The organism is Nocardioides taihuensis (assembly GCF_042657275.1).
Classification (GTDB): Bacteria; Actinomycetota; Actinomycetes; order Propionibacteriales; family Nocardioidaceae; genus Nocardioides; species Nocardioides taihuensis.
The window spans coordinates 1-14,688 of record NZ_JBHSKD010000008.1 but is presented as its reverse complement, the minus strand read 5'-3'; the positions used below and the strand labels follow the sequence as shown (position 1 = coordinate 14,688).

Genomic DNA, 14,688 nt, shown 5'->3' with positions numbered 1-14,688 from the left:
GCCCTAGGACACCTGCGGAGGCAGCACGTGCTCGAGCAGCGCCGCCACGCTGATCGCCCCGAGCAGACGCGGTCCGTCGTCGTCGCGCGCCACCACCGCCACCAGCGGGCTCCGGCGGGCGGCCATGATCGCGGCGACCTCGAGCACGGTGTCGTCGGGGTTCACCACGGGCAGCGGCGCGGGTTCCTTCGGCATCAGGTCCTTCACGGACTTCTCCGCGAGCCGGGCGCAGAACTGGTCGGCGAACTTCTCGTCCAGCACCCGGGCCAGCGCCGGGTCGTCCTGCACGTAGCCGGGCACCAGCAGCTTGAGGAACTGCGAGGCGCCTAGCACCGCGAGCGGCTGGCCGCGGCGGTCGACGACGATCAGGCCCGGACGGCGGTGCTCGGTGAGCACGCGGGCCGCCTCGTCGGCGGGCGTCTCGAGGGTGACCGTCGGGTACGGCGTGGCGAGCTCGTGTGCCTGCACGCCGCGAGGCTACCTCCGCGCGCGAGGGCTAGGGTGGTGACCGGTGTGCCGGGAAGTCTGGTCGGCGTCCTGTCCCCGACCCCGGAGCCGCCGTGACCACCGTCGCCGTCCTGTCGGTCCTGATCTTCGCCGGGGCCTACGTCCTGCTCGCCACCGAGTGGGTGCACCGCACGACGGTCGCCCTCACCGGCGCCGCGCTGATGCTGCTCCTCCACCTGAGCGACGCCCGCCGCGCGTTCTTCGAGGAGTCGACCGGGGTCGACTGGAACGTCATCTTCCTGCTGCTGGGGATGATGGTGATCGTCGCGGTGCTGCGGCGTACCGGCGTCTTCGAGTACCTCGCGATCCTGGCCGCCAAGCGGTCACGGGGACGCCCCTACCGGCTGATGGTGCTGCTCTGCGTGCTCACGGCGGTCGCTTCCGCCGTGCTCGACAACGTCACCACCGTGCTGCTGGTGGCGCCGGTGACGTTCCTGGTCTGCGACCAGCTCGGGCTGCGACCGGTGCCGTTCCTCATCGCGGAGGTCTTCGCCTCCAACATCGGCGGCGCCGCCACCCTCGTCGGCGACCCGCCCAACATCATCATCGCCAGCCGCGGCGACCTGACGTTCAACGACTTCCTCGTGCACATGACGCCGATCGTGGTCGTGCTGATGGGCGTCTTCCTGCTGCTGTGCCGCTGGCTCTTCCGCCGCCAGCTCGTGGGTGACCCCGAGCGTGCGGAGGCGGTGATGCACCTCGACGAGCGCCAGGCGATCGAGGACCCCCGCATGCTCGCCATCTCGCTCGGCGTGCTCGCCCTCGTCGTCATCGCCTTCGTCCTGCACCCGGTGCTCCACTACGAGCCGTCGGTGGTCGCGCTGCTCGGTGCGGGACTGCTGCTGCTCGTGACCCGCGTCCCCGTCGGCGAGGCGATGCGGGAGGTCGAGTGGCCCACGCTCGCCTTCTTCGCCGGTCTCTTCATCATGGTCGGGGCTCTCGTCGACTCCGGAGTCGTCGGCGGCATCGCGGACCGGCTGGCCGAGGTGACCGACGGGCGCCTCGGCCTGGCCACGATGCTCCTCCTCGGCGGCTCCGCGCTGCTGTCGGCCCTCATCGACAACATTCCCTACGTCGCGACGATGAGCCCCGTCGTCGCCCAGCTGGTCGACCAGGCCGGGCCCGACGGCCAGGTGCTCTGGTGGGCGCTGGCGCTGGGCGCCGACCTCGGCGGCAACGCGACCGCGATCGGCGCGTCGGCGAACGTCGTGATGCTCGGCCTCGCCGAGCGCGAGGGCCACCGGATCGGCTTCTGGGAGTTCACCCGGTACGGCGTGGTGGTCACCGCCGTCACCGTCGGCCTGTGCGTTCCGTACCTCTGGCTGCGCTACCTCTGAGTGCCTGTCGGGCAGCGGTGCGTTGGGTACGCTGCGCACGCGATGCAGCCCCACGACCACCACGGGCCGGTCGACCCGGACGTCGACCTCCACGACAGCGACCAGCGCACCGAGTTGACCCGGCACCGCCTCGTGCTCCCCGTGATCGCGGTCGGGGGCATGGTCGGCGCCACCGCCCGCTACGCCGCCGGCGAGGCCTGGCCGCCGCCGCAGGGCGCCGTCCCGTGGTCGACGCTGGTGGTCAACGTGTCGGGGTGCCTGCTGATCGGCGTGCTCATGGTCGTCGTCGTCGAGATCCAGGGCGCCCACCCGCTGCTGCGCCCCTTCGCCGGCGTGGGCGTGCTCGGCGGCTTCACCACGTTCTCGACCTACACCGCCGAGACCGCCGGGCTGCTGCGCACGGGGCACCCCGGCCTGGCACTGGCCTACTGGCTCGGCACCCTCGTCCTCGCGCTCGCCGGTGTGGTCGCCGGGGTCGTCCTGGCCCGGGCCGTGCTGCCGGTCCGCGACGGGGAGACACCGTGACCGGCGTGCTCTGGGTGTGCCTGGGCGCTGCCGTGGGCGCACCGGGGCGCTACCTGGTCGACCGTGCCGTGCAGGCCCGCCACGACAGCGTCCTCCCCTGGGGGACCGTCGTGGTCAACGTCGTCGGATCGTTCGTCCTCGGGGTGCTGCTCGGCCTCGCCTCGACCCACGACGTCCCCGACACCGTCCTGCTCGTCGTCGGCACCGGGCTCTGCGGCGCCCTGACGACCTGGAGCACGTTCGGCTACGAGACGGTGCGCCTCGTGGAGGAGGGCGCTGTCCGCCACGCGGTCGTCAACGTCGCCGTCAGCCTGCTCGTGGGCACGGCCGCCGCGGTGTGCGGCTACGCCCTCGGTGCGCTCGGGTGACCCTCCTCCTCGCGTCGCCGGTGGGCGGCGTCGGGGCCGCCGTGGCGCACCGTGGTCCGCACCCCGACCGTTTGGTGCAAGAATGCATCGCACTGTGACTTGAGCCACCGCGCCCCGGCGCCGGGAGCGGCTCGCCCCGAGGACCCGAGGAGGATCCGTCGTGGACAACGACGTACTGCGTCAGGCACCGCTGTTCAGCGCGCTGGACGACGAGGCCGCGACCGCGCTGCGGGCCTCGATGAGCGAGAGCCGGCTCCAGCGTGGCGACGTGCTCTTCCACGAGGGCGACTCCGGCGACCGCCTCTACATCGTGCTCGACGGCAAGGTGAAGCTCGGCCGCACCTCCTCCGACGGCCGCGAGAACCTCCTCGCGATCCTCGGCCCCGGCCAGATGTTCGGCGAGCTGTCGCTCTTCGACCCGGGCCCGCGCTCGGCTACCGTCACCGCGGTCACCGACGCGACCTTCGCCTCGCTCTCCCACGACGACCTGCTGCGCTGGCTCGAGGGCCGGCCGATGGTGGCGCGCGGGCTGCTCGCCCAGATCGCCAGCCGGCTGCGCAAGGCCAACGACGTCAACGCCGACCTCGTCTTCTCCGACGTGCCCGGCCGCGTGGCCAAGGCGCTGCTCGACCTCGCCGACCGCTTCGGCCGCACCGCCGACGACGGCATCCACGTCCACCACGACCTCACCCAGGAGGAGCTCGCCCAGCTGGTCGGCGCCTCCCGCGAGACCGTGAACAAGGCGCTCGCCGACTTCGCCTCGCGCGGCTGGCTGCGTCTCGAGCCGCGGTCGGTCGTGATCATGGACGTCGAGCGGCTCCAGCGCCGCGCCCGCTAGGACGTCATACGCCCCGCCGGTCCTGACCGGCAGAGCGCATGACGCAAGCCCGTCGTCAGCTCCGCTCGGCGAGGTAGGCCAGCTGGGCGCGGACCGAGAGCTCGGCCGCGCCCCAGAGCACCGGGTCGACGTCCTGGTAGACGATCTCGACCACCCGGCGTGGCAGCTCGTCGACCGCAAGGCCCTCGGGGTGCGGGGCGTCGCGTAGCTGCGCGACCGCGGCCTCGACCTGCGCGAGCCGCTCGGCGCGGTGGTCGCGGTAGTAGGTGAGCGCGGCCAGGGCGTCGTCGATCACCGGGCCGTGCCCGGGCCAGATCGTGGTGGCCTCGCGTGCCTCGGCGAGCGCGTGCAGCCGGTCGAGGGAGTCCAGGTAGGCGCCGAGCTGGCCGTCGGGGTGGGCCACCACGGTGGTGCCGCGCCCGAGCACGGTGTCGCCGGTGAGCAGGGCGTGCTCGGCCGGCAGCAGGAACGAGAGCGAGTCGGCGGTGTGGCCGGGGGTCGCGACCACGTGCACCTCGAGGCCGTCGACCTCGACGACGTCGCCGGCGCCGAGGCCCTCGTCGCCCAGCCGGTACGCCGGGTCGAGCGCGCGCACGCCGCACCGGACCCGCTCGGCGAAGGTGCGGGCGGCCTCGGAGTGGTCGAGGTGGTGGTGGGTGAGCAGCACGACGCCGACGTCGCCCGCCACCGCGGCCACCGCGTCGAGGTGGGCCACGATCTCGGGCCCCGGGTCGACCACGACCGAGCGGCGGGCGCCGGGCTCGCGCAGCACCCAGGTGTTGGTCCCGTCGAGCGTCATGATGTCGGGGTTGGGCGCGAGCACGCAGGTGCCGCGTGCGCCGAAGGTGCCGCCGTGCCAGGCCCCCGGCGGCACCGCGCTCACCGGTTCACCGCCGCGCCAGCAGGTCGGCGTACCGCGGCGGCACGGAGAGCACGAACTCCTCGCCGTCCTCGACGACCTCGGGGGTGAACATCTCGACGTCGCGACCGGCGGCCTCGGCCAGCACCGCGTCGGGGTGGGCGTGCTCGGCGACGTCGAGGCAGGTGAGGTAGGTCGGCGGGAGCATGAACATCTCGCCGGCCTCGACCTGCTCGACCGCGCGGATCGCCGGCAGCCAGGTCACCGACGACGACTCCGTCGAGACGTCGCGGGTGTGCTGGCCCTCGGGCAGCACCGCGACGAAGAACCACGTGCGGTAGCGCCGCGGCTCGAAGACCGGCGTCAGCCACCCCGACCAGACGCCGAGGAGGTCGCTGCGCAGCACCAGACCGCGCTGGTCGAGGAACTCGGTGAACGCGAGGTCGCGCCCCTCCAGCGCCACCCGGTCGGCCTCCCAGTCGTCACCGGTGGTGTCGGCGACGACCTCATCGTCCGAAGGCCCTGCGAGCAGCACCCCCGACTCCTCGAAGGTCTCGCGCACCGCGGCGCAGACCAGCGCCCGGGCCAGGGCCTCGTCGACGCCGAGCCGCGCCGCCCACTCCGCGGGGGTGGGGCCCGCCCAGGCCACCGTGTGGTCGAAGTCGCGGGGGTCGACGCCACCGCCCGGGAAGACGCACATCCCGGCCGCGAAGGCCATCGACGCCTGGCGGCGCAGCAGGTAGACCTCGGGCCCGGCCGCCGCCTCGCCCGGCTCGCGCAGCAGCACCACGGTCGCGGCGTTGCGTGGCTCAGCCGGCGTGGCCGACCCGTCGGCGTACGACGCCGCCTGCGCGACCAGCTCGGGCGGCAGGGCCAGGCGGTGCATCAGACCTCGACGAGGAGCTCGACCTCGACCGGCGCGTCCAGCGGCAGCACCGGGACGCCGACGGCCGAGCGGGCGTGCACGCCCGCGTCGCCGAAGACCTGGCCGAGCAGCTCGGAGACGCCGTTGGCGACCTGAGGCTGGCCGGTGAACTCGGGCGTGGAGGCCACGAACGCGACCACCTTGACCACGCGCTTGACCTCGGCGAGGTCGCCGACGACCTGCTTGATCGCGGCCAGCGCGTTGAGGGCGCACTGCTGCGCGCACTCGACGGCCTGCTCGGGCGTGACCGCGCCGCCGACCTTGCCGGTGGTGATCAGCGCGCCGTCACGCATCGGCAGCTGGCCGGAGGTGTAGACGTGGTTGCCCGACCGCACGGCCGGGACGTAGACGGCCACCGGCGTGGCGACCTCGGGGACCGCCAGGCCCAGGGCGGCGAGCTGCTCCTCGGGGTGCGTCATGGCTCAGCCCTCCACCGGGCGCTTGAAGTAGCCGACGAGGTTCTCGGGGCTCATGCCCGGCGCGATCTGCACGAGCTCCCACCCCTCGGCCCCGAAGTTGTCCAGGATCTGCTTGGCCGCGTGCGTGAGGATCGGCGCGGTCAGGTACTCCCACTTGGTCATGCCGGGACCCTACTCCGGCGGGAGGAGGGCCCGAGGGTGAGGCGGTGGACAGGAGCGACGCAGCCCGGGACCGGCACCCGAGCGACGGCCGCGGCGCCTTGGAGAAGTCCGTCGAGGCGGTCAACCAGGTGGTCAGCCGGGCGCCGTTCTTCGCGGTGATCGTGGCCGACCTGATGGCCTCGCGCGCGAACGACGAGCCGGACCACGGCGACGCCGTACGCCGGTTGCGCGGGGCGACCGGCCTCGAGGAACGCCACTGACCCGTCAGTGCTGGTGACGGGCGGCCCGCCGGCCACGGGCGTGGCGGGCGGACCGCCGCGACCGGTCACCCTCGTGGGCGGCGTTCCAGGCGATCATCACGGCGTAGCCGACGACCAGCCCGAGCAGGACCACCCCGAAGAAGAGGACGCGGAACGAGCGGCTGCGCCAGTCGAGGGCCTCCGCGATCCCCACCCCGACCCCGACGACGACCAGCAGCAGGAGCGCGTCGAGGAGGACGTTCCCCCAGCCGGGACCACCCGAGCTCGGTGCTGCCCGCCGACGCGGGACCGGTCGTGCCACGCCGGGAGTGTCACACGTCGGTCAGGCGCGCGCCGTCATCAGGATGGGGTAGCCGCGGTCATCGGAGCACGCGGTAGCGCGTGTGCACGGCGTACGGCGAGTGGTGCACGGAGAGGATCTCGAGGTCGAGGTCGCGGGTGAAGCCCTCGAAGAGCCGCTTGCCGGCCCCGAGCACCACGGGCGCCACGGAGACCGCCAGCTCGTCGACCACGGCCGCGGCCAGGCCCTGGCGGATCACGTCCGCACCCCCGCCGAGCGAGACGTCGCGGTCGCCCGCGTGCTCGCGGGCCCGGGCCAGCGCGGCGTCCCAGCCGGAGACGAACTCGAAGCCCGCCCCGGGTGCCGGCTGGTCCTCGACCCGGTGGGTGAGCACGACGAGCGTCCCGGGGAACGGGTTGCGGCCGCCCCAGCCGCCGGCCGCGTCGTACATCCCGCGGCCGACCAGCCCGCCGCCGACCGTCGCGACCAGGCTGTCGAAGAACTCCTTGTCGGCCCCGCCCATCGAGCCGGCCGACCGCTCGGTGGCGTAGGTCCAGGGGCCGCCGAACACCCAGTGGTGCAGGCGCTCGCCGCCGGTCCCGAGACCGTTGCCCGGTCCGTCGTCCGGCCCGGTGACGTAGCCGTCGAGCGACATGGTGATGCCGGCGATGACCTTGGCCATGGTGCTGCCCTCCTGCGTCGGGTCCTGCAGGACCGACCGGGTACCGGCCGGTGACTCATCGCCGGACCGGTCAGCCGACCCCGAAGGCGCAGAACTCGTTGCCGTCAGGGTCGGCCATCACCGTCCACGAGATGTCGTCGTCACGCGGCCGCAGCACCCGCGCGCCGTGAGCGACGAGGGCGTCGAGGTCGTCGGTCTGCACGTCCCAGTGGATGCGGTTCTTGACGGTCTTCGGCTCCTCGACCGGCACGAACACCAGGCCGTCGAACGGCATGCCGGGGACCTCCTCGACCCACCACCAGGCCACGTCGTGCTCGTGGCCCAGCCGCCCGCCGAGCACCTCGGCCCACCACCGGGCGACCGGCTCGGGGTCGGCGCAGTCGACCACCACCTCGTAGAGCCGGTACGACGCGACCTCCGGCCGCTCGAACGTGCACAGCTCACCGCCCTCGGGGTCGCGCAGCACCTGCCAGCGGAACGACGTGGTGTCGAGCGGCGTCGCCCCGAGCGCGAGCACGTCGTCCACCGACCGGGTGTGCACGTCGAGGTGCACGCGCTGCTTGACGGTGACCGGCTCTGGCACGCGGTTGACCCACACCCGGTGCTGCGGGGTCGGGCCGTCGAGGTGGACCAGCCCGTCCTCGCGCTCGTGCAGCTCGAGGCCGAGCACGCCGGCCCAGAACCCTCCCAGCCGGCGCGGGTCCACCGCGTCGACGCACAGGTCCTGCCAGCGCGCGATGCTCAAGTCAGCACCTCGGGCTCGGTCTTCTCCCGCACCTCGTCCTCGGTGACGCCGGGGGCGAGCTCGACCAGGCTGAGCCCGGCGGGGGTCACGTCGAGGACGCACAGGTCGGTGATGATCCGCTGCACGACCCCGCGGCCGGTGTAGGGCAGCGAGCACTCCTCGACGATCTTGTAGGAGCCGTCCTTGGCGACGTGCTCCATCAGCACGATCACCCGCTTGGCGCCGTGGACGAGGTCCATGGCGCCGCCCATGCCCTTGACCATCTTCCCGGGGATCATCCAGTTCGCGATGTCGCCGGAGGCCGAGACCTGCATCGCGCCGAGGATCGCGGCGTCGATCTTGCCGCCGCGGATCATCCCGAACGACGTGGCGGAGTCGAAGAACGACGCCCCGCGGCGGATGGTGACCGTCTCCTTGCCCGCGTTGATCAGGTCGGGGTCCTCCTCGCCCTCGAACGGGTAGGCGCCCACGCCCAGGATCCCGTTCTCCGACTGCAGCACCAGCTCGACGTCGTCGTCGACGTAGTTGGGCACCAGCGTCGGCAGGCCGATGCCGAGGTTCACGTAGGACCCGTCGGTCAGCTCCGAGGCCGCCCGCGCGGCCATCTCCTCACGCGACCAGGCCATGTCAGCTCCTCCCCTGCTCATCGGTCCCGCTGGCGACAGAGGGCCGCGGGCGCGTGGTGACCCGCTCGATCCGCTTGTCCGCGGCCTGCTCGGGGGTCAGCGCGACCACGCGCTGCACGTAGACCCCGGGCGTGTGCACGTTGTTGGGGTCGAGCTCGCCGGGCTCGACGAGCTCCTCGACCTCCGCGATGGTCACCCGGCCGCACATCGCGGCGAGCGGGTTGAAGTTGCGCGCGGAGTCGCGGTAGACGAGGTTGCCGTGGCGGTCGCCCTTCCAGGCCCGCACCAGCCCGAAGTCGGCCACGATCGCCTCCTCGAGCACGAACTCCTTCGGCCCCTCGTGGGTCTCGAAGACCCGGGTGTCCTTCGGCGGGGACGACACGACCACGTTGCCCTCGGTGTCGTACTTCCACGGCAGGCCGCCCTCGGCGACCTGGGTGCCGCCACCGGTCGCGGTGTAGAACGCCGGGATGCCCGAGCCACCGGCCCGCATCCGCTCGGCCAGCGTGCCCTGCGGCGTCAGCTCGACCTCGAGCTCGCCGTGCAGGTACTGCCGCGCGAACTCCTTGTTCTCCCCGACGTAGGAGGAGATCATCCGCCGCAGCCGCTTGGCGAACAGCAGCCGTCCCAGCCCCCACTCGTCCACGCCGCAGTTGTTCGACACCGCCTCGAGGTCGTCCGCGCCGGTCTCGAGCAGCGCCTCGATCAGCACCGACGGGATCCCGCACAGGCCGAACCCACCCACTGCCAGCCGAGCCCCGCTCGGGATGTCCGCCACCGCCTCAGCAGCGCTGGCCACGACCTTGTCCACCACACCCTCCTCGCCGTCGGCAACCGCTCGTGATCCTAGCCACACGCACTTCTCGCCCCTCGGGCCGCGCAGGGGCGCCCCCTAGGCTTGCCGCGTGACCCCCGCACCTGCACCGCCGGCCGGCGACTGGCCGCGCGTGAAGCTGCACATCGTCACCGGCAAGGGCGGCACCGGGAAGTCCACCGTCGCGGCCGCGCTCGCCCTCTCGCTCGCCTCGCACGGGCGCAACGTGCTGCTGTGCGAGGTCGAGGGGCGCCAGGGCATCGCCCGGATGTTCGACGTCGACCCGCTGCCGTACGAGGAGCGCCGGATCGCCGCCGGCCTCGCCGACCCCCACGTCGACCACCCAGGCCGCCGCGGCACGGTCTACGCGCTGCACATCGACCCGGAGTCGGCGCTGCTGGAGTACCTCGCCATGTACTACCGGCTCGGTCGCGCCGGCAAGGCGCTCGACCGGTTCGGCGTCGTCGAGTTCGCGACGACGATCGCGCCGGGCGTGCGCGACGTGCTCCTGACCGGCAAGGTCTTCGAGGCGGCGAAGGAGGGCCGGCGCGGCAAGAACGTCCGCCAGTACGACGCCGTCGTGCTCGACGCGCCGCCCACCGGGCGGATCGCGCAGTTCCTCGGCGTGAACAGCGAGCTCGCCGGGCTGGCGAAGATGGGGCCGATCAAGTCGCAGGCGGACACGGTGATGACGCTGTTCCGCTCGCCGCGCACGGCGGTGCACCTGGTCACGGTGCTCGAGGAGATGCCGGTGCAGGAGACGGCCGACGGCATCGCCGAGCTGCGCCGCGAGGGCCTCCCCGTGGGCGGCGTCATCGTCAACCTCGTCCGGCCCCGCGACCTCGACGACGCCACGGTCGCCGCGATCCGCGAGCAGCAGGTCGACCCCACCGCCCTGGCCGCCGAGCTCAAGTCGGCGGGCGTCGACGCCGACGACGACCTGGTCGCCGGACTGCTCGCCGAGGCCGCCGACCACGCCGAGCGGCGCGAGCTCGAGGACACCCAGCGAGCTCTCGTCGAGGAGCTCGACGCGCCGACGTACGAGCTGCCCCGCCTGGCGGACGGCGTCGACATGGGCGGCCTCTACGAGCTCGCCGCCGCGCTCAAGGCACAGGGGCTGGGGTAGACGTGGCACCCACCCAGCACCGCGCCCGCTACGGACCGCTCGCCAGCACGGCGGCCAAGGCGCCCGACCTCGACATCGACGAGCTGCTCGACGACCCCGGCACGGGCATCGTCGTGTGCTGCGGCTCCGGCGGTGTCGGCAAGACCACCACGTCCGCGGCCCTCGCGCTGCGGGCGGCCGAGCGGGGACGCCGTGTCGTCGTGCTGACGATCGACCCCGCCCGCCGCCTCGCGCAGTCCATGGGCATCGAGCAGCTCGACAACACCCCGCGCCCCGTCGTCGGCGTCGACGGCACGGCCGGGGGCGCGCTCGACGCGATGATGCTCGACATGAAGCGCACCTTCGACGAGGTGGTCGAGAGCCAGGCCTCGCCGGAGAAGGCCAGGCAGATCCTGGAGAACCCCTTCTACATCGCGCTCTCGAGCTCCTTCGCCGGCACGCAGGAGTACATGGCGATGGAGAAGCTGGGGCAGATCCACCGCGACGCCCAGCGCGACCGCACCTACGACCTGATCGTCGTGGACACCCCGCCCTCGCGCTCCGCCCTCGACTTCCTCGACGCCCCGGAGCGGCTCTCGAGCTTCCTCGACGGCCGGTTCATCCGGCTGCTCCTCGCGCCCGCGCGCGGCCCGGCGAAGATGATGACGGCCGGGCTGAGCATGATCACGAACACGCTGACCAAGATCATCGGCGCGCAGGTGCTGCGCGACATGCAGACCTTCGTGGCCGCCTTCGACACGCTGTTCGGCGGCTTCCGCCAGCGCGCGCAGAAGACGTTCGAGCTGCTCCAGGCCGACGGGACGGCGTTCCTCGTCGTCGCGGCACCGGAGCCCGACGCGCTGCGCGAGGCGGCGTACTTCGTCGAACGGCTCGGCGAGGACCACATGCCGCTGGCCGGGCTGGTCGTCAACCGGGCGAGCCCGGCGCCCCGTGGCGACCTGTCGGCCGACGAGGCGATGGCAGCCTCCGAGCGGCTGTGGCGCGAGCACCCCGGCTCGCTCGCCGGCGGGCTGCTGCGGCTGCACGCCGACCGCACCCGGATGGTCGTCCGGGAGGAGTCGCTGCGCGACCGCTTCGCCACGGCGCACCCGACGGTGCCGACCGCTGTGGTCCCGGCGCTCGCCGGGGACGTGCACGACCTCGACGGCCTCCGCCGGGTCGGTGACCTGCTGGCCGGCGACGTTCCCGCCTAGGAAGAGGCAGGGCACCGCCGCCGGCGCAGCAGGATCACACAGGTGTCACGCGTTGGCAGACACCTTCTGGCCGCTCTCGCGGGCCGCCTCGAGGACGGCTCGCCAGGAGGCGTTCGGACGGCGACGCAGGAGCGCACGACGCTCGCGCTCCGTCATCCCTCCCCAGACACCCCACTCGATCTGGTTGTCCAGAGCCTCTGCCAGGCACTCGGTGCGCACCGGGCAACCGGTGCACAGCTGCTTTGCCTTGTTCTGCTCCGCACCACGCACGAACAACGCGTCCGGCGAGGCCTGTCGGCACGCAGCCGACGGAGCCCAGTCTTCAATCCACATGTCGACGTTCCCCACATCCGTCCGAGAAGGTGACATCCCCACTGACATCACCCACGGGTCCCCCTCTTGACGAAAAACTAAAAGAAGGAAGGGTCCCCGCAGAAGGTCCGTACTGCCCAATTCCCGTAGTCCGTTGTGACTAGTTCCCGGGGGCCACGAATCGTCGGGTCACCCGGGACTCCCGTATTCTCGGCCGCATGGCCGTGCCTCCCGACGAACGACTCCCCGCCAGCCGGGTGCTCTCGCACCTCGGCGTGATGGCGGCGGTCGCCGCCGTGGTGGGCCTGCTGGTCGCCGGGCTCGCGATCCCGTTCGCGGGCGTGGCCGGGCTCGCCGCACGCGACGTCTCGCGCGCCATGGACAACCTGCCGACCGAGCTCAAGACCGAGGCGCTCCCGCAGCGCACGCGGATCCTCGACGTCAACGGCGACGTGATCGCCACCCTCTACGACGAGAACCGCGTCAACGTCCCGCTGAGCCAGATCTCGCGGACCATGGTCAAGGCGATCGTGGCGATCGAGGACTCCCGCTTCTACGAGCACGGCGCGCTCGACCTCAAGGGCACGCTGCGCGCGCTGATCACCAACCAGGCCAGCGACTCGACCGTGCAGGGCGGCTCCTCGATCACCCAGCAGATGGTCAAGCTGACCCTGGTCTCGCAGGCCAACACACGCGCGGAGCGGCTCGCCGCGACCGAGGAGAGCTACGCCCGCAAGATCCGCGAGCTGCGCTACGCGATCGCCTTCGAGCAGAACTACTCCAAGGACTGGATCCTCGAGCGCTACCTCAACATCGCCTACTTCGGCGACGGCGCCTTCGGCATCCAGTCCGCGGCCCGTCACTACTTCAACGTCAACGCCAAGGACCTCGACCTCCGGCAGTCCGCGATGCTCGCCGGGCTGGTGAAAAACCCGACGGGCTACGACCCCACCAACTCCCCCGACGAGGCGCTCAAGCGCCGCAACGTGGTGCTCGACCGGATGGCCGAGCTCAGCGTGATCACCGACCAGCAGGCGGCCAAGACCAAGGACTCCGGGCTCGGGCTCCACGTCCAGCGCGCCAAGAACGGCTGCGTCTACTCCCGGGCCCCCTTCTTCTGCGACTACGTGCTCAACGTGCTCGCCGACGACCCCGCCCTGGGCAAGACGGTCGCGGAGCGCAAGCAGCTGCTGCGCACCGGTGGCCTCACCATCAACACCACGATCAACCTCGACATGCAGGCGGCCGCGGACAAGTCGGTCTCCAGCCACGTCTACCCGACCGATCGCGCGATCGGCGGCCTGGCGATGGTCGAGCCCGGCACCGGCGACCTCCGGGCCCTGGCCCAGTCGCGGCCGATGGGACGCGACCGCGAGGCGGGCCAGACCTACCTCAACTACGTCGTGCCCAAGGAGTACGGCGACTCCGGCGGTTTCCAGGCGGGCTCGACGTTCAAGGCCTTCGTCCTGGCGGCCGCGATCAAGAAGGGCATCCCGCTCAACACCTCGATCTACTCGCCCCAGACGCTCGCCCTCAACCAGGGCAGCTTCCGCACCTGCGACGGCAACTACCCCTCGACGCAGGTCTGGAACGTCGAGAACTCGACCGGGGCCGGCACCTTCAACCTCTACACGGGCACCCAGCACTCGGTGAACACCTTCTACGCCCAGCTGGAGCGGGCGACCGGCCTGTGCGAGCCCTACAAGCTGGCCCGCGCCATGGGCATCACGCTGACCCCGCCGAACTCCGAGGACAGCCAGATGGTCCCGTCGTTCACGCTCGGCGTCGCGAACACCGACCCGCTCGAGATGGCCGAGGCCTACGCGACCTTCGCGGCCCGCGGGGTCCACTGCGACACCCGCGCGGTGACCTCCATCGAGGACTCCAACGGGAACACCCTCAAGGAGTACCAGCCGCAGTGCACGCGGCTCCTCGAGGAGGCCCAGGCCGACGCGATCAACGACATCCTCAAGGGCGTGCTCGACCCCGGCGGCTTCGGCTACGACGCCGGCATCTCGATGAACCAGCCCGACGCCGGCAAGACCGGCACCATCCAGAACAACATGGCGGTGTGGTTCGTCGGCTACACGCCGAACCTCGCGGCGGCCGCGATGGTCGCCGGGGCCAACTTCGACGGGACCCAGACCACGCTCAACGGGCAGACCATCGGCGGGACGACGATCGCCTCGGCCTTCGGCTCGACGACGGCAGGCCCGATCTGGGGTGACGCCATGAAGGCGATCGAGGGCATGCTGCCCGACGAGGCCTTCGTGTCGCCCGACCTGAGCGCGATCGAGGGCGCCCCGGGCACCGTCCCGGACGTCGGCGGCATGACCATCTCCGCTGCCACCAAGGCGCTCGAGAACGCCGGGTTCAGCGTGGTGGTCAGCGACGAGTACCGCGACTCGGGCTACAGCTACGGCACGGTCGCCTACACCTCCCCCAGCTCCGGGACGCTGTCGTCCTCGGGCGCGATCGTGACGATCTACCCCTCCACCGGGGTGGTCTACCAGCCGCCGCCGGAGAACAACGGCGGCGGAGACACCGGCGGTGGTGGCACCGGTGGCGGCGGGACCCCGCCCGGCCAGGGCGGCGTCCCGCCCGGTGGCGGCAACGGTGGCGGCAACGGCGGCGGCGGCCGCTAGCTGTACCCGGCCACCACGTTGGTCACAGGCGGCTGATCGGGGGCTTGCCTCGGAGTGAGCTGTGA

At 72.3% G+C, this 14,688-nt stretch carries 19 protein-coding genes; 8 read left to right on the top strand and 11 right to left on the bottom strand.

Annotated features, from left to right (window positions below):
* Positions 1-3 precede the first annotated feature (3 nt).
* Positions 4-468 carry a CBS domain-containing protein gene (locus ACFPGP_RS07840; RefSeq protein WP_378589017.1) on the bottom strand — a complete coding sequence of 155 codons (465 nt, stop codon included), beginning with the start codon at positions 466-468 and terminating at the stop codon, positions 4-6.
* Positions 469-560: 92 nt separating this feature from the next.
* Here ACFPGP_RS07840 and ACFPGP_RS07835 point away from each other — a divergent pair, with 92 nt between their 5' ends.
* The 4 genes from ACFPGP_RS07835 to ACFPGP_RS07820 all read left to right on the top strand — a co-directional run bounded on the left by ACFPGP_RS07835 (position 561) and on the right by ACFPGP_RS07820 (position 3,575).
* The gene (locus ACFPGP_RS07835) at positions 561-1,844 is read left to right on the top strand and encodes an ArsB/NhaD family transporter (RefSeq protein ID WP_378589015.1); all 1,284 of its coding nucleotides are present in this window, start codon (positions 561-563) and stop codon (positions 1,842-1,844) included.
* Positions 1,845-1,886: 42 nt separating this feature from the next.
* Complete coding sequence (gene crcB, locus ACFPGP_RS07830; protein WP_378589014.1) at positions 1,887-2,369, top strand: fluoride efflux transporter CrcB; 483 nt, start codon at positions 1,887-1,889, stop codon at positions 2,367-2,369.
* Positions 2,366-2,737: a fluoride efflux transporter CrcB gene (crcB, locus tag ACFPGP_RS07825; RefSeq protein ID WP_378589012.1), complete on the top strand. Its 372-nt coding sequence runs from the start codon at positions 2,366-2,368 to the stop codon at positions 2,735-2,737. The genes crcB (ACFPGP_RS07830) and crcB (ACFPGP_RS07825) overlap by 4 nt, the downstream gene beginning before the upstream one ends.
* A 160-nt stretch (positions 2,738-2,897) precedes the next feature.
* Positions 2,898-3,575: a Crp/Fnr family transcriptional regulator gene (locus tag ACFPGP_RS07820; protein ID WP_378589010.1), complete on the top strand. Its 678-nt coding sequence runs from the start codon at positions 2,898-2,900 to the stop codon at positions 3,573-3,575.
* 55 nt (positions 3,576-3,630) lie between these two features.
* Here ACFPGP_RS07820 and ACFPGP_RS07815 read toward each other — a convergent pair whose 3' ends face one another.
* From ACFPGP_RS07815 to ACFPGP_RS07800, 4 genes are read right to left on the bottom strand one after another with little or no spacing between them, the layout of a single operon-like run.
* Complete coding sequence (locus tag ACFPGP_RS07815; protein ID WP_378589008.1) at positions 3,631-4,458, bottom strand: MBL fold metallo-hydrolase; 828 nt, start codon at positions 4,456-4,458, stop codon at positions 3,631-3,633.
* A gap of 4 nt (positions 4,459-4,462) precedes the next feature.
* On the bottom strand, positions 4,463-5,320 hold the full coding sequence (locus ACFPGP_RS07810; RefSeq protein WP_378589007.1) for an NUDIX hydrolase: 858 nt from the start codon (positions 5,318-5,320) through the stop codon (positions 4,463-4,465).
* Positions 5,320-5,778: a RidA family protein gene (locus tag ACFPGP_RS07805; RefSeq protein WP_378589005.1), complete on the bottom strand. Its 459-nt coding sequence runs from the start codon at positions 5,776-5,778 to the stop codon at positions 5,320-5,322. Before ACFPGP_RS07805 ends, ACFPGP_RS07810 begins: the two co-directional genes overlap by 1 nt.
* Positions 5,779-5,781: 3 nt before the next feature.
* Positions 5,782-5,940, bottom strand: coding sequence for a DUF4177 domain-containing protein (locus tag ACFPGP_RS07800; protein ID WP_378589004.1), 159 nt, complete (start codon positions 5,938-5,940; stop codon positions 5,782-5,784).
* Positions 5,941-5,984: 44 nt separating this feature from the next.
* Here ACFPGP_RS07800 and ACFPGP_RS07795 point away from each other — a divergent pair, with 44 nt between their 5' ends.
* On the top strand, positions 5,985-6,200 hold the full coding sequence (locus ACFPGP_RS07795; RefSeq protein ID WP_378589003.1) for a hypothetical protein: 216 nt from the start codon (positions 5,985-5,987) through the stop codon (positions 6,198-6,200).
* 4 nt (positions 6,201-6,204) lie between these two features.
* Here the strand turns inward: ACFPGP_RS07795 and ACFPGP_RS07790 are convergent, their stop codons facing one another.
* The 5 genes from ACFPGP_RS07790 to ACFPGP_RS07770 all read right to left on the bottom strand — a co-directional run bounded on the left by ACFPGP_RS07790 (position 6,205) and on the right by ACFPGP_RS07770 (position 9,344).
* Positions 6,205-6,501 (bottom strand): hypothetical protein, encoded by a 297-nt coding sequence (locus ACFPGP_RS07790; protein WP_378589002.1) that lies wholly within the window; start codon positions 6,499-6,501, stop codon positions 6,205-6,207.
* 58 nt (positions 6,502-6,559) lie between these two features.
* Positions 6,560-7,162, bottom strand: coding sequence for a dihydrofolate reductase family protein (locus tag ACFPGP_RS07785; protein WP_378589000.1), 603 nt, complete (start codon positions 7,160-7,162; stop codon positions 6,560-6,562).
* Positions 7,163-7,232: 70 nt separating this feature from the next.
* Positions 7,233-7,907, bottom strand: a complete 675-nt coding sequence (locus ACFPGP_RS07780; RefSeq protein WP_378588998.1) for a VOC family protein — start codon at positions 7,905-7,907, stop codon at positions 7,233-7,235.
* Positions 7,904-8,533, bottom strand: a complete 630-nt coding sequence (locus tag ACFPGP_RS07775; protein ID WP_378588997.1) for a CoA transferase subunit B — start codon at positions 8,531-8,533, stop codon at positions 7,904-7,906. The genes ACFPGP_RS07780 and ACFPGP_RS07775 overlap by 4 nt, the downstream gene beginning before the upstream one ends.
* Before the next feature lies 1 nt (position 8,534).
* A complete protein-coding gene (locus tag ACFPGP_RS07770; RefSeq protein WP_378588995.1) occupies positions 8,535-9,344 on the bottom strand; it encodes a CoA transferase subunit A in 810 nt (269 codons plus the stop codon).
* Positions 9,345-9,438: 94 nt separating this feature from the next.
* Here ACFPGP_RS07770 and bagA point away from each other — a divergent pair, with 94 nt between their 5' ends.
* Together bagA and bagB are read left to right on the top strand one after the other, a co-directional pair.
* A complete protein-coding gene (gene bagA, locus ACFPGP_RS07765) occupies positions 9,439-10,473 on the top strand; it encodes an ATPase BagA (RefSeq protein WP_378588993.1) in 1,035 nt (344 codons plus the stop codon).
* Between the two features lie 2 nt (positions 10,474-10,475).
* Complete coding sequence (bagB, locus tag ACFPGP_RS07760) at positions 10,476-11,666, top strand: ArsA family ATPase (protein ID WP_378588991.1); 1,191 nt, start codon at positions 10,476-10,478, stop codon at positions 11,664-11,666.
* 45 nt (positions 11,667-11,711) lie between these two features.
* Here the strand turns inward: bagB and ACFPGP_RS07755 are convergent, their stop codons facing one another.
* Entirely contained in the window at positions 11,712-11,999 is a 288-nt protein-coding gene (locus ACFPGP_RS07755) for a WhiB family transcriptional regulator (protein ID WP_378588990.1), read from the bottom strand.
* A gap of 197 nt (positions 12,000-12,196) precedes the next feature.
* On the opposite strand from ACFPGP_RS07755, the gene ACFPGP_RS07750 reads away from it, so the two are divergent.
* Positions 12,197-14,623, top strand: a complete 2,427-nt coding sequence (locus ACFPGP_RS07750) for a penicillin-binding protein (RefSeq protein ID WP_378588988.1) — start codon at positions 12,197-12,199, stop codon at positions 14,621-14,623.
* The last annotated feature ends 65 nt before the right edge of the window (positions 14,624-14,688 follow it).

Bases quoted from the DNA above. Each gene is read 5' to 3' on its own strand.
- crcB (WP_378589014.1), top strand. From the start codon at position 1,887: ATGCAGCCCCACGACCACCACGGGCCGGTCGACCCGGACGTCGACCTC.
- ACFPGP_RS07810 (WP_378589007.1), bottom strand. From the start codon at position 5,320: ATGCACCGCCTGGCCCTGCCGCCCGAGCTGGTCGCGCAGGCGGCGTCG.
- ACFPGP_RS07805 (WP_378589005.1), bottom strand. From the start codon at position 5,778: ATGACGCACCCCGAGGAGCAGCTCGCCGCCCTGGGCCTGGCGGTCCCC.
- ACFPGP_RS07800 (WP_378589004.1), bottom strand. From the start codon at position 5,940: ATGACCAAGTGGGAGTACCTGACCGCGCCGATCCTCACGCACGCGGCC.
- ACFPGP_RS07785 (WP_378589000.1), bottom strand. From the start codon at position 7,162: ATGGCCAAGGTCATCGCCGGCATCACCATGTCGCTCGACGGCTACGTC.
- ACFPGP_RS07775 (WP_378588997.1), bottom strand. From the start codon at position 8,533: ATGGCCTGGTCGCGTGAGGAGATGGCCGCGCGGGCGGCCTCGGAGCTG.
- ACFPGP_RS07755 (WP_378588990.1), bottom strand. From the start codon at position 11,999: ATGTGGATTGAAGACTGGGCTCCGTCGGCTGCGTGCCGACAGGCCTCG.
- ACFPGP_RS07750 (WP_378588988.1), top strand. From the start codon at position 12,197: ATGGCCGTGCCTCCCGACGAACGACTCCCCGCCAGCCGGGTGCTCTCG.